Here is a 15,760-nt window from a genome sequence, read left to right on the forward strand (position 1 = left end):
GTGCTCCGGAGGAACTGCCGATGACACCGGAACGTACCGCCGACGTCCGGCCCACGATCGACCGTGGGCTGGTCAGGCGTCCGATCGACACGCAGTTCCCGCAGTGGTCGGAGTCGCCGCTGCGGCTGCTCGACCCGGCCGGTTCGGACCATGTGATCCATCGCCTGGGCGACGCACTCTCCGTCCGGTTGCCCCGGCACGCCGGGGCTGTGGGAGAGGCCCGGAAGGAATCCGTGTGGCTGCCCCTGCTCGCTCCGCACCTGCCGCCGGCCGTTCCGGTGCCGGTGGCGGTGGGGGCGCCGGACTTCGGCGGCCTCGGCGTCGGCGACCCGGCCTGCGACCTGACCATCGCGTACACGCTGACGTCACCGGCCGTCCGGGCCGCCTTCCGTACGGCACTCGGCACCGACGACGCCACGTGGACCCGTGGCCGGGGCTGGGCCCTGGCCACCGGCCTGAACGCGTACACCCACTTCGGCGCGGTCAGCCCCCGGGTCGCGGCCCGGACCACCCGTCAGATCACCCAGGCCCTCATCGGACAGAGCCGGAGCGCAGCCGTCCACTCCGGTCATCCCGGCTGCCGGTGGGAGAGCCGGACGCAGCTCAGTAGTGCCACCGGTTGGCGGAGCTCTGGTAGCCACAGGTGATCTTGCGCCCTGCCGCATCCGTGGTCGTCGCGCCCACGTCCGCGTTCCGGCAGAACTGGCCGGCGCGGTAGCAGTTGCCCGCGTTGGACCGGATGCTGCACACCTGGGTCTTGGTGGAGCCGCCGCCCGCCGACGTACTCCCACCCGAGCCGGAGCCCGTACCGCCCGATGAGGACGAACCGCCGCCGCTGGACTTACCGCCGGATGCGGCGTGCGGCGGGTGCGCGCATGACTCACCCGACTCCACGACCTTGAACGTGAGCTTTGTGGCGGTGCTGTACGAACCGGCCGACGGCGTCTGCGCGCACACCTTCCAGTTGGCGGGGTGCACCACCGTGCGCCTCAACTCGCTCGCGTCCGTGTACGAGACGGACGCGACGTGGTGCCCGTGGGCGTCCGCCACGGCCTTCTGGAGGTTCCAGTCGGTGTGGTCGCTCACGACCGCCCGGACGACCGGCTTCTTCGGGGGCGTTGTGGGCGAGGGACTGGCGGGCGTGGGCGTCGTGGGCTGGGGTGTGGGGGAAGCGGTGTGCGGGGAGGCGGATATGTTCGCCGGACTCGAAGGGGCCGCCGCCGACGTGTCGTTCTGCCCGCCGCCCGAGCAGGCGGCCACTGCCATGGAGAGGACCACCGCCCCGGCCATCAGCCGACCGGCGATCCGGAGTCTCCTTCTCGCGCTCTTCCCCTTGCGCTGAGCGCCGTTGGACCCACGCTGCTCCGGTGCATTCCTGAGAGACATGCAACCCCCCCCGTTCTCGTTCTGCTGTGCCGCCCCTGAAGGGCGGAGTAGAGGAGATCTTAAGGATGTTGTGCGCTTCTTGTGAAGCTCCCGCATTCAACAAGCGGCACCGCCCCTGCTGCGGTGGTGGCGCCGGGCTTGACAGTTCCGGGCGACTCGCAAAATACTAACAACGTTAGGAGTTCTAACGCTGTTAGGGGTTCGGGTGGGAAAGCGGGAAGAGGTACGCAGGCGGACGTTCGCCGAGATTCTGGAGGCCGCGGGCCGGATGGCCGAGGCGGAGGGCTGGCAGGCCGTGACGATCCGGCGGATCGCCACCGAGATCGGCTACAGCGCGCCGGTGATCTACCAGCACTTCCCGAGCAAAGAGGCCGTACTGCGACAGCTGTTGGAGCAGGGCAACGCCGATCTGCTGGAGCGGATGCGGACCGCGGTCGCCAGTGAACCAGCTTCACGGGGGCCGCACTTGGCGGCAGTCGCCTATCTGGAGTTCGCCAGGTCGCGACCAGGGCTCTACCAGCTGATGTCGGGTGGCGCCGGCGCGGAGGTCGACGCCTCCGCCCGCCGCGCGGCCGCTTCCGAAGTGCTCGCGTTCACACGGGAGATCATCCATGTGTGGGCGGCCGACGCAGGGGCCGAGCCGGGCGCCATCGAGGACGCCTGCGATCTGCTCTGGGGCTCACTGCACGGTCTCGCCGGTATCGGCGCGATCGAGGATGTCGGCTTCGACCGTGCCCTGCACCTGGCCGGTCAGGCGGTGTCGGCCCTGCTCGGCTACTGGTCCGGCCCGTCGCACACCCCACGAGAACGCCACCCGCCCGACACCGTCGGAGCGCCGGGTGAGTAGCCGTCAGGAGAGAGGCAGGAGAGGGAAATGATCTACCACCACAACCGTTTCGCCTTCAAGAAGAACGTCGGCGCCGAGCAGCGCGAGGAGGCCCTTGCCGCCCTGCGGAACCAGGGCGAGTCGATCGACGCGGTCGTGCGGTATGTCGTCGGCCGGGACGTCGGCGGCGAGTTCGAGTACGGCGCCGTCTTCGTCCTCAACGATCTCGACGGGTACTGGGAGTACCTGATGGCGCCCTCGCACGCCCGCACCGACCGGATCGGCCTGCCGCTGCTCGACAGCTTCGTCTCCTACGACACCACCGACAGCGACGACCCCGGCATCGCCGAGAAGATCGCCGGGCTCCACGCGCGCCGCTACGCGGGCGACCCGGACCTCACTCAACTGGTGGCCGATCTGCCCTCCTACAGCGGCAGCAGCGCCCCGGCGGGCTCCCCGCCCGGCCCGTGACGCCGGAGTTCGTACCGGGTATCCCGCACCAGCTGTCCCGTAGCCGGTGTTCCGTACCCGGTATCCCGTATCCGGTGTTCCGTATCCGGGCGGGCCGGGGCGTCGGCGTGCGGGGCAGCCCCCTCAGGGCGCTCCCGCGCCCTCTTCCCGCGGCGACGGCAGCAGCAGATCCCGCGCCGGATGTCTGTCGCCCTGCACGCTCCCCTGGACGCCGAGGTCGACCCGGGCGGCTTCGTGGAACTCGTTGATCCGCCGGAACGCGACCCGGTGGCGCTCCCGCCAGTCCTCCACCGTTCCGGTGATCTTCTCCTCGGCCTGCCAGTCGATCTCGATGGCCGCCTTGTTCAGCTGGTGCGCCGCCTCGACGACGTCATCGCCGCCGAGCAGCATGATCCGCTCGAAGGCCCGGCCGCGTGCGCGCGTGGCCTCGGCGTGCTCCGCGCACATCTCGGGTACGGGCTTCTCGCTCGGGCGCAGCCCGGACCGGTGCTCGAAGAGCTGTACGGCGAGGAAGACGGCGGCCCGCGCGCTGTCGACGTAACCCTCGTAGGCGCTGAGCTTCCGGTCGTCCCACCGGGTGAGCAGCTGATAGCGGGTCCGCGTGCGCTCCATTACATAGGTGGTGACATGGGTCGTCAGCGCCCCGAGCAGTACCGCGGCGATCGTTACCAGCTGTTCTCCGGTGCCCAACTCTCGTCCCCCGTCCGTGCAGTTGACCGGATGACCCGGCCCACGGAGGAGATCTTAGGGCGGACGCGGCGTACACGGCGGGCGTGCCGGAATCCGGCTGCCCCCGGCGTGGTGCTCTCAGTCGGTGATCGAGGCGCGGAAGCGGTAACGGTCGCCGCGGTAGATGGCCACCGTGAGTTCCAGCGGGCGGGCCTCCTGGTTGAAGGCGAGTTGGGTCGCGACGAGTACGGGAGTGGTGTCCGTGATGTCGAGCAGCTCGCTCTCCTCGGCATCGGGCTGCCGGGCTTCGACCGAGTAGTCGGCGACGTGGGGCACCTGGGGCGGGTCGGCCTGCCGCAGGGTGGCGTAGAGCGAGGCGTGCCCGAAGTCGGTGTCCGCCAGTTCCGGGCAGAGCGCGAGTGGCAGCCGGTTGTGCTCGACGACCACCACGAGCTCGTCCAGGAAGCGGAGCCTGCGCATGCTGAACAGCGGGGCGCCGGGCGCGATGCGCAGCTCCTCCGCCTCGGCGATGGTGGCCGCTCGCGCCTCGGCGGCCAGCACCCGGGTGCGTACCGCGAGGCCGTGCCGCAGGGCGTAGTCGGCGAAGCCCTGTACGGTGCGGCCCGCGCTGGGGCGGGACAGGGCGGGATGGTCGGCGGATCGGTCCTCCTGGAGGAACCAGCCCCGGGCCGGCGCGGAGGCGATCAGCCCCTCTTCGGCCAGGCGGTTGAGCGCGGAACGCAGGGTGACGCGCGAGACCTGGTAGCGCTCGGCGAGGACGCGTTCCGAGGGCAGCCGGTCCCCTGGGCGCATGTCGCCCCCCGTGGCGTCCTCACGCAGGCGCCGGGCCACGAGGGAGTAGAGGGGCAGGGTCTCACCGCGCGCGCCGACGGGACCGGGATCCGGGTAGCTGGGCATACCAGAATAATACCAGATGGCCCTTTGACCGAACCAGTCCGTACCAGTAATCTTCAGGCAGCAGGGCGAATGGCCTTGTGACCGTTGATGAAAAATGCGGACCTGCCCGGACCGTTGGGTCTGCTGGTATGAGACCAGAAAGCCGATGCTGCGGACGGAATCACCGCGGTGCGCGGCGCGCGTTCCCCGGTGCTCGTTTCCCGGTGCTGGAAGCGGCCGCGCACCGAACCCGGGAGACGGCCCGGCCCCCACGTTCCAAGGAGTACGCGTGACGACCGCCCCCGAGACCAGCGACCTTCCCGCGGCGCCCGCGGGCGCCGCCCATACGTACCGCGAGATCCGGCAACAGCCGCGCGTATGGCGTGAGATGCTCCACCACCTGCATGAGCAGGGGCCGGCGCTCGACGCCTTCCTGGCGCCCCTGCTCGCGGAACCCGCCCTGCGCATCGTCCTCACCGGCGCCGGCACGTCCGCCTACGCGGGAGGGGTGGCCCGCTCCGCGCTGGCCGCGGCGACCGGCCGCACCGTCGAGGCCGTGGCCACCACCGACATCGTCGCCGACCCCGCCGGGTGTTTCGAGGAGCGGGAGCGCCCCACCCTGCTGGTGTCCTTCGCGCGTTCCGGCAACAGCCCCGAGAGCACCGCGGCGACGGAGCTGGCCGACCAGTTGCTCGACCGGTGCTCCCACCTCGTCATCACCTGCAACGCGGACGGATCCCTGGCGGCCGGACACCGGGCCCGCCCCGGCTCCCTCGTCCTCCTGACCCCCGGGGCGGCGGAGGACCAGGGCTTCGCGATGACCTCCAGCCTGACCTGCATGCTGCTGGGGGTGCTGGGCGCGCTGGCGGGCCGGCACATCCGCGGACTCGACACCGCCCCGGACGCGGCGGCAGCCGTGCTGTCCGACGCGTGGGAGCGCCGGGTCACCGACCTCACCGGGCGCGGCCTGGAGCGCTTCGTCTACCTGGGCAGCGGCCCGCTGAAGGCACTCGCCGGTGAATCCGCCCTCAAGCTCCTCGAACTGACCGGGGGATCGGTCAGCGCACTGGCCGACTCGTCCCTCGGCTTCCGCCACGGCCCCAAGGCGTTCCTCACCCCGCGCACCGGAGTGGTCGTCTACATCTCCAACGACCCCCACACCCGGCTCTACGACCTGGACATCTTCCGGGAACTGAGCGCGGCCCTCCCCGCAGGACAGGCCGTCGCGATCGCGGGCCGCCCCGAGGGGCTCCCGCCCGGGAGCACCTGGCTGGTGCCGGGAGCGGCGGACGCCGCCGACGCCGCCCTCGCGCTGCCCGCCGTGGTCTGTGCCCAGCTGATCGCGCTGCACGCCTCGCTGGCACACGGGGTGACACCCGACAACCCGTTCCCGGACGGCGAGGTCAACCGGGTCGTGCAGGGCGTCACCATCCATCCCCTGCCCCGGCGATAGGACCTCGCACCGAACGCTCCACCGGAAGGGAGATGGCCCGTGTACCTGGGAGTCGACGGAGGGGGCACGAAGACCGCCTTCTGCCTCCTCGATCCGGCCGGGACCGTACGGGGGCAGGCCGGCGGCCCGCCCCTGTCGCCCGCGCTCGGACCGGGAGGGACGCGGACGGCCGCGCGCGTGCTGCGTGAGGGCGTCGCCGAGGTCTGCCGCCAGGCCGGTACGGACACCGCGCGACTGCGGTACGCCTTCCTGGGACTGCCCGGACACGGGGAGTCCGCCGCGCTCACCGCCGCCCTCGACGCGCTCCCGGCCCAGGTGCTGGGGAGCGTCCGCCACGCTGTGGGAAACGACATGGTGTGCGGCTGGGCCGGATCGCTCGGGCTCGCGGACGGCATCAACGTGATCAGCGGGACCGGCTCCATGGCGTACGGCGAACTGCGCGGGGGGCGGGCCCGGACCGGCGGCTGGGGCGAGCTGTTCGGGGACGAGGGCTCGGGTCACTGGCTCGCGGTACGGGGGCTCAATCTCTTCACGCGGATGAGCGACGGCCGGATGCCCCCCGGCCCGCTGCACGGGCTGCTCCGCCGGCGCCTCACGCTCGACGACGACCTGGATCTGGTGGGCACCGTGCTGATGGCCGGCTGGGACCGGACAGCGGTCGCCTCGCTGAGCCGCTGCGTCACCGAGGCGGCCGGTGCGGGGGACACGGCCTGCACGGCGCTGCTCGCCGAAGCGGGCGGTGAGCTGGCCGCGCTCGCCAGGGCGGCGCGCGGGGCGCTCGGGGCGGATCCCGGGGAGCGGGTGCCGGTCTCCTGGTCGGGCGGGGTCCTCGCCGTTCCGCAGGTGCGCGAGGCGTTCACCGCCGCACTCGACGCCTCGCCCGAGCCGTTCGCACCGCGGCCACCTCGTACCACCCCGGTGATCGGCGCCGCGCTGATGGCGGCCCGTCTCGCGGCCGAGCCGCTGAGCGCGGAGACCGTGAACAGGCTCCCCGCACCGGCGGACCCGGGCGGGGACAGCCCCGGCTCGCCTTGAGACCACGCGCCGACCGCCTCACCGCCTCACCGCCCCACTGCCTCACTGCCTCACTGTGCCACCGCGCCGGTTCGCGCTCCGTCCGTCGCTCCCGTACGGAATGGACCGCGGAGCGCACCAGAAAGGAAGCCCCCATGTCCGACCGCATCAGCGACATGCGTTCCCTCGTCCTCATCGGTGCGGGCAGCGCCGTCTTCACCCGCGGCCTGCTCGCCGACCTCATCACCGCCGACGACCTCGGCCGCTGGGAGATCCGGCTGGTCGACGTGGATCCCGAGGCCCTGTCCGTGGCCACCCGTCTCGCGGAGCGGATGGTGGAGGCCCGTGGCGCGGAGGCGCGCATCAGCGTGCGCGCCTCCACCGACCGGCGGGCCGAACTCCCCGGCGCCGACTACGTCGTCACCTGTGTCGGTGTGGGCGGCCGTCCCGCCTGGCAGACGGACCACGAGATCTGCCAGCGGCACGGTGTCTTCCAGCCGGTCGGTGACTCCGTCATGCCGGGCGGGATCTCCCGGCTGCTGCGCACCACACCGGTGATGGTCGACATCGCGCGCGATGTCGTGGACCTCGCCCCGCAGGCGTACTTCTTCAACTACAGCAACCCGATGACGGCCAATGTGCAGGCCATGACGGACTACGCGGGGGCCGAGGTCGCCGGGCTCTGCCACGGCATGCACCACGTCCAGCGCGAACTGGCCGCCTTCGCCGGTCTGCCCTTCGACGAGACCTCGACGCTGTACGCCGGGATCAACCACCTCACCTTCATCTACGACTTCCGCCACCAGGGCCGGGACGCCTGGCCCGGGGTCCGCGCCCGGATGGAGCGGGAGCTGGCGGAGCCTCCGCAGCCGGGTGACATCGGCGCGATCTGGGAGAACGGCAAGGCGTGGCACAACCCCTTCTCCTGGGAGATCTTCCGCACCTACGGGGCCTACCCGGCGGCCAACGACCGGCACGTCCTGGAGTTCTTCCCCGAGCGCTGGGCGGGGGGCGACTACTACGGCAAGAAGCTGGGGGTCGACGCCTTCTCCGTACCGGAGATCCTTCAGTGGGGCGAGGAGCGCTACCAGTCGATGCGGGCGCAGGCGGAGGGCGGCACACCGCTCGACGCGTCCGCGTTCGACCGCTCCACCGGTGAGCAGGAGCAGCTTCTCGCGATCATCCGCTCGATCACCTTCGACCGCCGCGAGATGTTCTCGGTGAACGTACCCAACCGGGGCAGTGTCCCGGGTCTGCCGGACGCGGCGGCGCTGGAGATCCCCGCCGTGGCCACCGCACGGGGGCTGCGTCCCGTGCGGGTACCGGATCTGTCCGCGCCCCTGACGGCGATCCTCGCCCGGCGGCTGACACCCGTCGGTCTCGCGGTGGAGGCCGCGATGACGGGCGATCGGGACCTCGTGGTCGAGGCGGTCATCGCGGACGGCGCCGTCACCGACCGCGATGCGGCGGCCGCGCTCACCCATGAGCTGCTGGAGGCGCAGAGCCGCTTCCTGCCCCGCTTCTTCTGACCGTACCGGCCCTGCGAACAGCTAGGAGACACAGTGAAGATCGCCCGCGTACGCCATGAGGGACGGGTCCTGGCCGCCCGTGTGGACGACGGGACGGTGTACCCCGTCGTGCCGGAGGAGGCCCGGCACATGGCCGACGCCGTACGGGACCTGATTGCGGACGGCACGGCACGGGAGCGGCTCGGCGCCGATGTGCCGGGCGTACCCCTCGCGGAGGTCGAGCTGCTGAGCCCGCTCGCCGCTCCGCAGAAGATCGTCTGCATCGGTCTGAACTACGCCGACCACATCCGCGAGACCGGCCTGAGGACGCCGGAGGTGCCGCTCGCCTTCGTCAAGACCGCCCACACCCTGACCGGACCCACCGCGCCGCTCCATGTGGCGCGCGGGACGACGGAGCAGCTGGACTGGGAGGCCGAACTCGCCGTCGTGATCGGGCGTACGGCCCGGAACGTCACGGCCGGGGAGGCGGCCGACCACGTCTTCGGCTACACGGTGGCCAACGACGTGTCCGCGAGGGACGCGCAGTTCTCGGACGGACAGTGGTTCCGGGGCAAGAACTTCGACGGGTTCTGCCCGCTCGGCCCGTGGATCGTCACGGCCGACGAGGTGCCGGACCCGCACGCTCTGGCGATCGGCGCGCGTGTCAACGGGGAGACCGTGCAGGACAGTTCGACGAAGGAGATGATCTTCGGGGTGGGCGAGACCCTCGCCTATCTGTCCCGGTACATGACGCTGTACCCGGGCGACGTGATCGCCACGGGGACGCCGCACGGTGTCGGTATGGGCCGCGATCCGCAGCTCTGGCTGCACGACGGGGACGTCGTGGAGACCGAGGTGGAGGGTATCGGCCTCCTGCGCAACCAGGTCCGGCTCACCGGCTGACCACACCGCCCGCACTGCCCCTTCCCCGGGGCCTCCTGCCCGCCCCTCCCTGGGCCCTCCTGCCCGCCCCTCCTGCCTGCCCCGCCCCTCTCTCCGGCCTCCCCCGTCCCCCTCCGGGGGAGTCCCGTACTTCTGAAGGAGCCGCCATGAACATCGCCGACGATCCCGACCGCGCACCAGCACGCTCCCACCTCTACGCCATGGGGCTGAGCGACGAGGACATGAGGCGGCCCACCGTGGGCATCGCCTCGACGTGGACGGGCACGATGCCCTGCAACCTGACCCACCGGGACCTGGCACGGCATGTCGCCGCCGGGGTGCGCCGCGCGGGCGGGACGCCCATGGAGTTCAACACCGTCGCCGTCTCCGACAACCTGACGATGGGAACACCGGGCATGCGGGCCTCCCTGGTGAGCCGTGAGGTCATCGCCGACTCCATCGAACTCATGGGAAGAGCCCACCAGTTCGATGCCCTGGTGTGCATCGTCGGCTGCGACAAGACGGTGCCGGCCGCCATGATGGCGATGGCGCGCCTCGACATCCCCTCCGTGCTCCTCTACAGCGGCAGCATGATGCCCGGCAGCTGGCGCGGGCGCGAGGTGACGATCCAGGACATGTGGGAGGCGCTCGGAGAACGCGCGGTCGGCACGGTGAGCCAGGAGGACGTGGACGACCTCGCCCGGCACGCCTGCCCCGGGGCGGGCACCTGTGCGGCCCAGTACACGGCCAACACGATGGGCACGGTCGCGGACTTCCTGGGCCTCGCCCCCTTCGGCGTCGGGGACATCCCCGCCACGGCGGAGGAGAAGCTCCCCGCCGCCGAGCGGGTGGGCGAGATCGCCCTCGCTGTCCTCGCCCGCGACCTGCGGCCCTCCGCGATCCTGACGGCGGACGCCCTGCACAACGCGATCGTCTCGGTCGCGGCGATGGGCGGCTCGACCAACGCCGTACTGCATCTGCTGGCCATCGCCCGCGAGGCCGGCCTCGACCTGGCCATCGACGACATCGGGGCGCTCTGCCGTGAAGTGCCGATCATCACGGCCCTGAAGCCCGCGGGCCCGTACACCGCGGCCGATCTGTGGCGGGCCGGGGGAACGTCCCTGGTGGCGGCGCGGCTGCGGGAAGCGGGGCTCCTGCGCGACACGGTCTCGCTGGTGGACGGGCGTTCCCTCGCGGACGTGGCGGCCACAGCCACCGCCACCGAGGGCCAGGAGGTGGTGACCGACATCGCGCACCCGGTCAAGCCCGCGGGCGCGCTGGCGATCCTGCGTGGTTCGTTCGCGCCGGACGGCTGTGTCCTCAAGCTGGGGGGCCGCCCTGACTTCGTACGCCAGGGGCCGGCCCGCGTCTTCGACTCGGAGGAGGAATGCTTCGCGGCCATCCAGGACGGTGCGATCGCGGAGGGCGACGTGGTGATCGTCCGGTACGAGGGCCCGGCCGGAGGCCCCGGTATGCGCGAGATGCTCTCGATCACCGGGGCGCTGGTCGGGCAGGGGCTCGGTGAGTCGGTCACGCTCGTCACCGACGGGAGGTTCAGCGGTGTGTCGCACGGTCTCGTGATCGGACACGTCGCCCCGGAGGCGTGGCACGGGGGACCCATCGCGCTCGTGGAGGACGGTGACACCGTCACCGTGGACACCGCACGCAACGCGCTCGACCTCGATGTGGCGCCCGACCGGCTCGCCCAGCGGCGGTCCGCCTGGAGCAGGCCCGACCGCGACGTGGAGCGCGGCGTCTTCAGCAAGTACGTCGCGGTGGTCGGTTCGGCGTCGGACGGCGCGGTCACCGTGTGAGGCCGTGGACCCATGGGTGAGGCCCCCGCCGTCGGCGGGGGCCTCACGTCGTACCGGGTCCGGTTCCTACTGCTCGCGCAGTCCCCAGGGCGCGCCGTACGCCTCCAGCAGGTCCAGGAAGGGTTCGGGCGGCAGGGCCTCGGGGCCGAGGACGCCGCTTCCCTTCCACCGCCCGTCCGCCAGCAGTTCCAGCGCGACCACGGGGTTGAGCGCGGTCTGCCAGACGACGGCCTGGGAGCCGTACTCCCGCATCGACCACTCGTTGTCGACCACGTGGTAGAGGTACACCTCGTGCGGGGCGCCGTCCCGGACACCCTTCACCCAGGTCCCCGCGCAGGTCTTGCCGCGCATCCGGTCGCCGAGCTCCGCCGGGTCCGGGAGGCAGGCGGCGACGACGTCCCGGGGGGATACCTCCACGTCTCCCACGCGTACCTTCCCGGTGCTGTCCAGGCCGAGCTTGTGCAGCGTGCGCAGGACGTCGATGAACTCCTGGCCGAGGCCGTACTTGAAGGTGACCCGGGGAGCGTCCACCCAGCGGGGGATCAGCAGGACCTCCTCGTGCTCCACGTTGACGCACTCGATCGGGCCGATGCCCTCGGGGAAGTCGAAGACCTCGGGCTCCGAGAACGGCTCGGTGGTGAACCAGCCCCGTTCCTTCTCCCAGACGACAGGAGGATTCAGGCACTCCTCGATGGTCGTCCAGATGGAGAACGACGGTGCGAAGTCGTATCCGTCGACGGTGAGGTCGGCACCGTCCCGTACGCCGATCTCCTCGATGGTGTCGAAGAGGTGATCGGCGGCGTACCGGGCGAAGACGTCGGAGAGACCCGGTTCGACGCCCATCCCCACGAGGGCGAGGCGGCCGGCCGCCTCCCACTCCCCGGCCATGGCGAACTGCTCGTCGCCGAGCATGACCCCGGTGCGGGCGTACGGCTGTTCCGGGTGCGGGCGGGACAGGGACATCGCCATGTCCAGGTAGTGCGCCCCGGCCGCGAGCGCCGCACGGAAGAGCGGCATGACGAAGCGGGGGTCCGTGGCGTTGAGCAGCACGTCGCAGCGGTGCTCGCGGAGCAGCGCGACGACGGCGGCCTCGTCGGACGCGTCGGTCCGCGCGGCGACGAAGCGGGCGTCACCGGTCGCCTCGCTCGCCCGGACCGCGCGGTCGAGTACGTAGTCGGCGACCACGCAGTGCTCGAAGAAGGAACGGCGGGCGGCGATACGGGCGGCGGCGGTGCCCACGCCTCCGGCGCCGACGATGAGTATGCGCATGGTGATCCTGGGCTCTTTCTGAAAGAGGAGGGGAGGGGGTCGGGGCCTGCCGGGGGCGGGCCGGGAGTTGAGGAGGTGCGGAGTTCAGGAGGTGCGGTGCACCGGCTTCTCACCGTCGCCGGTGACGCGGGTGAGCCGGCTGACGAGGGGAGCGGCAGCGACCGGCCCGTCCTCCCCGTGGTCCCGCAGGTGCCAGAGCCGGCCGCCCCGGCGCACCACGAGGTCCGTCCGGCCCGGGGCATGGGCGAGCGGGGTGGCGGCGATGGCGGTGACCTCGCCCGTTCCCGGCAGTACGAGACGCCGGTCCGTCGTGGGACGTCCCGGGTGCACGACGTCGACCACCGCTGCGTCCCGCCTCCACAGGTAGAGCCGCGGGACGCCCCCGGGCGCCACCGCGGTGCCCACCTCGCTCGCCGGGAGGGGATGGGCCCCGCCGGCCGGCCCGGCGTAGCGCCCGCCGTCCGGGCCCAGCAGAGCGACACCGGGCCGCGCGCCGCCCGGGAGTGGGACGAGCAGCACGGCCGACCACTGGCTCTCCGGGAGCTGTAGGGCGGTGAGCGGCGCTTCGGACCAGGCGAGGCGCGGGTAGGCGGTGGTGTCGGCGTGAAGCAGACGGGCGCCGCCACCCTCGCCGACGGCCCCTGTCCACGGGGTGCCGTCGGGGGTCTCCGCGGCCGTCACCGACCTGGCGGGGCCGACCGGGGGCGGCTCCTCGTCCGTGAACGCCGCCTCGGGGCTCCACCGGAGACGGCAGGGCGTACTCCCCGAGCGGGCGAGCACCTCCAGGTGGTGCGAACCGTGACGGCTCTGCACCACCTCGACGCTGTCGTAACGGCGCCCGGCGCCGAAGCGCAGGGCGCCGCTCCATTCGCCGGGAGGCGGGCCACCGGGCTCGGGCTCGGTGCCCTGCGGGTCGCTGTTGAACCACAGGACCCAGAGCCCGTCGGCTTCGTCGCAGAGGAGGAGTTCGAGATTGCCGCGTACCCCGTAACGCCCCTGCGCCAGCGCGATACCGCCGCGGCTCGCGGGCGGAGGCGCGGTGCGCAGGGCGGGGGACGGGACAGCAGCCATGGGGATACCTCGCAGCGGCCGATGAAGGGATGGCGCGTTTCAGGGCCGGCAACCGGCAGCGCCTCGGCGAAACCCTAGGCACTCCAGGAACGCGCGTCAATGAGCATGAATGAGCAAATACGCACGATGAGGTGACGCGTGAGCCCTCGCTTGCGCAAGGTGGGGGTTGCGAGTGGAGTGCGAACGGCGGCCCCGGTGACCGGGGCGGAGAGGAGTGCGGGGCCATGAGTCCACGGAGATCCCCGGAACACGGTCCGCGTACCGCGGACTCGGGGCACGTCCTCGTCGTCGGAGCGACGCGGGTCCTGCGGCCGGCCGTGCTGGCGCTGGCGGAGCGCGGTACGCACGTCACGGCCGTCGCGCGCTCCGCGACAGCGCTCGATTCCCTGGTCCGCGCGTGCGCGGGGGAAGTGCCGGGGGACGTGACGCCATTGGCGGCGGACGCCACGGGGCCCGGGTTCCCGGGCAGACTGCGCGACGCCGCGCGGCCCGCGTCCCCCGGAGAACCGCGGGACGCCACGCAGCCCGGCTTCTCCGGAGAACCACCGGACGCCGAAGCCCTTCCGGCGCTGACCGGGGCGCTGGTCTACTCCCCGGCGCTGCCGCCCGGGGCGGCGGCCTCCTGCCTGCGGGGGCTGCTCGGGGGGCCGTGCGTGCTGCTCCTGCCCAGCCGTTGGGCCGACCCCGCGGAGGCGGCCGTCTGGGGCCACGGTGGCGCTGCCGGACAGGGGAGCTGGACGCCCGCCCTTCTGCCGCCGGAGGCCCGCCCGGCCGAGTGGGTACGCCCGCTGGTGCTCGGGTGGCGGGCGGAAGAGGGCGGTACGCGCTGGCACACCCCGGAGGAGATCTCCGCCGCCGCACTGGAGCTTCTCGACGCTCCCGCTCCCGCGGCCGCCGTACTCGGCCGGGTGCGCCCTTGGGCGGGGCGTCCGGGCTGAGTACGGCGCCTGCTGTCACCCGGTCCGTACGCCGAGTGCGGCGTTCCGGTCGCCCGGTCCGCACTCCGGCTTCCGGCAGCCGTACGTACCGCAAGTAAGCTGACGGTTCGCGGTGGACGAGGATGCCTGCCGGCCATGTCGCGGACGGTGGGGCAACGCCTCTCACCGGGCCATCGACCGAGGGGAGAAGAGGCCGGGGATGCTGGGCGCCGAGCGAAGGAAGAGGCTGCTCCACGAAGTGCGGACGGAAGGCGTCGCGCACGTGGCCACGCTCGCCGAGCGCCTGGGGGTCAGCCCGTCGACCATCCGCAGGGATCTGTCCGCCCTGGAGGCCCAGGGGCTGCTGAACCGCACACACGGCGGGGCGATGGCGGAGTCCACCGCCACCGAGGAGCCGGACCGCCCGCAGCGCAGCGGATTCGCCCCCTGGGAGAAGCGCAAACTGGCGAGCGCCGCCATCCGGAACGTCCTGCCCGGCTCCACCGTCCTCATCACCGGCGGCACCACCACCGCGGCGATGGTCCCGCTGCTCGCGGGCGTCGAACGGCTGACCGTGGTCACCAACTCCCTGCATCTGGCCGGTGAACTGGCCCAGCACGAGGAGATCAGCACGGTGGTGCTCGGCGGTTATCTGCGCCACCGCGAGATGTCCCTGCTCGGTCATCTCACCCGGCAGGCGCTGGAGGAACTCCACATCGACGAGGCGTTCGTCGGTGCCTACGGGATCACCGGCACCGGGATCAGCGGGGCTCATGTCGACGAGGCGGAGACTGACCGCTGGCTGCTGTCCCGGGTGCAGCGGATCACGGCTCTGGTGGACGGGTCGAAGTTCGGCCGGAGCGGACCGGTACGGGTGGCACCGGCCGGCCGGCTCTTCCGGGTGATCACCGACGAGTCGGCCCCGGAGAACGACGTACAGGACCTGCGTGCCGCCGGGGTCGATGTCGTGCGGGCCTGACCCCGGAGCCCGGAGCCCGGAGCCCGGAGCCCGGCGGCCCGCCCGTCACGGCGTGGAAGGCCCGCGCCGTCCGCCCGTCACGGCGTGGAAGGGCCCACCAGGTCCGCCCCCTCGTCCCGCGGCCGCCGGTCCGGCGGAGCGGCGGCCGACCAGCTGACCCACACCTCGTCACGGGGGACCGCCCAGCCCTCGGCCAGTGAGTCCGCGGCCGCCTCCAGCGCGCTCCGTGTGAGGGTTTCCCCCCGGTCGGAGCCGTGCAGCACCGCGAGCGGCCACGCGGCGATCCGGTCCGCCCCGGTCGTGGTGACCACGGCGTCGCACAACATCGCCACGACCCCCGACGGCGGCAGGCGGAGGGCGGTGGCCACGGCCTCGCTCAGCGACCTCAACCGCTCGACGTCCCGCGCGTGTTCGGCTGCGCGGGGCGCGGTCACCTGTATCACCGGCATGGGTGGTCCTCCTGCGGACGACGACGAGGGGGCGCGGTCGCCGACCCGGTGACCGTGTTGTCGCAGGTGGAGGCGATCGTCCGGTTGAGGCTAAGCGGGCCTCCTGGGAGCGTCAAGGAAAAATGAGCAATAAAAATCAGACCCTGATTGATATT

Annotated in this window: 15 protein-coding genes and 1 pseudogene; 10 read left to right on the top strand and 6 right to left on the bottom strand. The window is 72.3% G+C overall.

What is annotated here, in order from left to right; all coding sequences use genetic code 11:
* Nucleotides 1–20: 20 nt before the first annotated feature.
* A pseudogene (locus ACFXBC_RS08520) lies at nt 21–539 on the top strand (phosphotransferase); the annotation flags it as partial.
* Between the two features lie 64 nt (nt 540–603).
* Here ACFXBC_RS08520 and ACFXBC_RS08525 read toward each other — a convergent pair.
* On the bottom strand, nt 604–1,386 hold the full coding sequence (locus ACFXBC_RS08525; protein ID WP_385020227.1) for a hypothetical protein: 783 nt from the start codon (nt 1,384–1,386) through the stop codon (nt 604–606).
* 205 nt (nt 1,387–1,591) lie between these two features.
* Here ACFXBC_RS08525 and ACFXBC_RS08530 point away from each other — a divergent pair, with 205 nt between their 5' ends.
* On the top strand, nt 1,592–2,233 hold the full coding sequence (locus tag ACFXBC_RS08530; protein WP_385020230.1) for a TetR/AcrR family transcriptional regulator: 642 nt from the start codon (nt 1,592–1,594) through the stop codon (nt 2,231–2,233).
* A gap of 27 nt (nt 2,234–2,260) precedes the next feature.
* On the top strand, nt 2,261–2,683 hold the full coding sequence (locus ACFXBC_RS08535; protein WP_385020233.1) for a Dabb family protein: 423 nt from the start codon (nt 2,261–2,263) through the stop codon (nt 2,681–2,683).
* A 123-nt stretch (nt 2,684–2,806) separates the two neighbouring features.
* Here ACFXBC_RS08535 and ACFXBC_RS08540 read toward each other — a convergent pair whose 3' ends face one another.
* Nucleotides 2,807–3,373 carry a hypothetical protein gene (locus ACFXBC_RS08540; RefSeq protein WP_385020236.1) on the bottom strand — a complete coding sequence of 189 codons (567 nt, stop codon included), beginning with the start codon at nt 3,371–3,373 and terminating at the stop codon, nt 2,807–2,809.
* A gap of 117 nt (nt 3,374–3,490) precedes the next feature.
* Nucleotides 3,491–4,270, bottom strand: a complete 780-nt coding sequence (locus ACFXBC_RS08545; protein ID WP_385020239.1) for a GntR family transcriptional regulator — start codon at nt 4,268–4,270, stop codon at nt 3,491–3,493.
* A 268-nt stretch (nt 4,271–4,538) separates the two neighbouring features.
* Between ACFXBC_RS08545 and ACFXBC_RS08550 the strand changes: the two genes are divergently transcribed.
* From ACFXBC_RS08550 to ilvD, 5 genes are all read left to right on the top strand, one after another.
* On the top strand, nt 4,539–5,702 hold the full coding sequence (locus ACFXBC_RS08550; RefSeq protein WP_385020243.1) for an SIS domain-containing protein: 1,164 nt from the start codon (nt 4,539–4,541) through the stop codon (nt 5,700–5,702).
* Nucleotides 5,703–5,741: 39 nt separating this feature from the next.
* Complete coding sequence (locus tag ACFXBC_RS08555) at nt 5,742–6,737, top strand: BadF/BadG/BcrA/BcrD ATPase family protein (RefSeq protein WP_385020246.1); 996 nt, start codon at nt 5,742–5,744, stop codon at nt 6,735–6,737.
* Nucleotides 6,738–6,871: 134 nt separating this feature from the next.
* Nucleotides 6,872–8,245, top strand: coding sequence for a hypothetical protein (locus tag ACFXBC_RS08560; RefSeq protein ID WP_385020249.1), 1,374 nt, complete (start codon nt 6,872–6,874; stop codon nt 8,243–8,245).
* Nucleotides 8,246–8,278: 33 nt separating this feature from the next.
* A complete protein-coding gene (locus tag ACFXBC_RS08565; RefSeq protein ID WP_385020252.1) occupies nt 8,279–9,127 on the top strand; it encodes a fumarylacetoacetate hydrolase family protein in 849 nt (282 codons plus the stop codon).
* A 146-nt stretch (nt 9,128–9,273) separates the two neighbouring features.
* A complete protein-coding gene (gene ilvD, locus ACFXBC_RS08570; RefSeq protein ID WP_385020256.1) occupies nt 9,274–10,920 on the top strand; it encodes a dihydroxy-acid dehydratase in 1,647 nt (548 codons plus the stop codon).
* Nucleotides 10,921–10,986: 66 nt separating this feature from the next.
* On the opposite strand, the gene ACFXBC_RS08575 is transcribed toward ilvD, so the two are convergent.
* Nucleotides 10,987–12,189 carry a saccharopine dehydrogenase family protein gene (locus tag ACFXBC_RS08575; protein WP_385020259.1) on the bottom strand — a complete coding sequence of 401 codons (1,203 nt, stop codon included), beginning with the start codon at nt 12,187–12,189 and terminating at the stop codon, nt 10,987–10,989.
* Between the two features lie 84 nt (nt 12,190–12,273).
* Nucleotides 12,274–13,260, bottom strand: a complete 987-nt coding sequence (locus ACFXBC_RS08580) for a hypothetical protein (RefSeq protein ID WP_385020262.1) — start codon at nt 13,258–13,260, stop codon at nt 12,274–12,276.
* Nucleotides 13,261–13,484: 224 nt separating this feature from the next.
* Here ACFXBC_RS08580 and ACFXBC_RS08585 point away from each other — a divergent pair, with 224 nt between their 5' ends.
* Together ACFXBC_RS08585 and ACFXBC_RS08590 are read left to right on the top strand one after the other, a co-directional pair.
* Nucleotides 13,485–14,198, top strand: coding sequence for a hypothetical protein (locus ACFXBC_RS08585; RefSeq protein WP_385020265.1), 714 nt, complete (start codon nt 13,485–13,487; stop codon nt 14,196–14,198).
* 199 nt (nt 14,199–14,397) lie between these two features.
* Complete coding sequence (locus ACFXBC_RS08590) at nt 14,398–15,156, top strand: DeoR/GlpR family DNA-binding transcription regulator (protein ID WP_385020268.1); 759 nt, start codon at nt 14,398–14,400, stop codon at nt 15,154–15,156.
* A 77-nt stretch (nt 15,157–15,233) separates the two neighbouring features.
* On the opposite strand, the gene ACFXBC_RS08595 is transcribed toward ACFXBC_RS08590, so the two are convergent.
* Nucleotides 15,234–15,605 carry a hypothetical protein gene (locus ACFXBC_RS08595; protein ID WP_385020271.1) on the bottom strand — a complete coding sequence of 124 codons (372 nt, stop codon included), beginning with the start codon at nt 15,603–15,605 and terminating at the stop codon, nt 15,234–15,236.
* Between the last annotated feature and the right edge of the window lie 155 nt (nt 15,606–15,760).

Source organism: Streptomyces sp. NPDC059398, from assembly GCF_042751845.1.
Classification (GTDB): domain Bacteria; phylum Actinomycetota; class Actinomycetes; order Streptomycetales; family Streptomycetaceae; genus Streptomyces.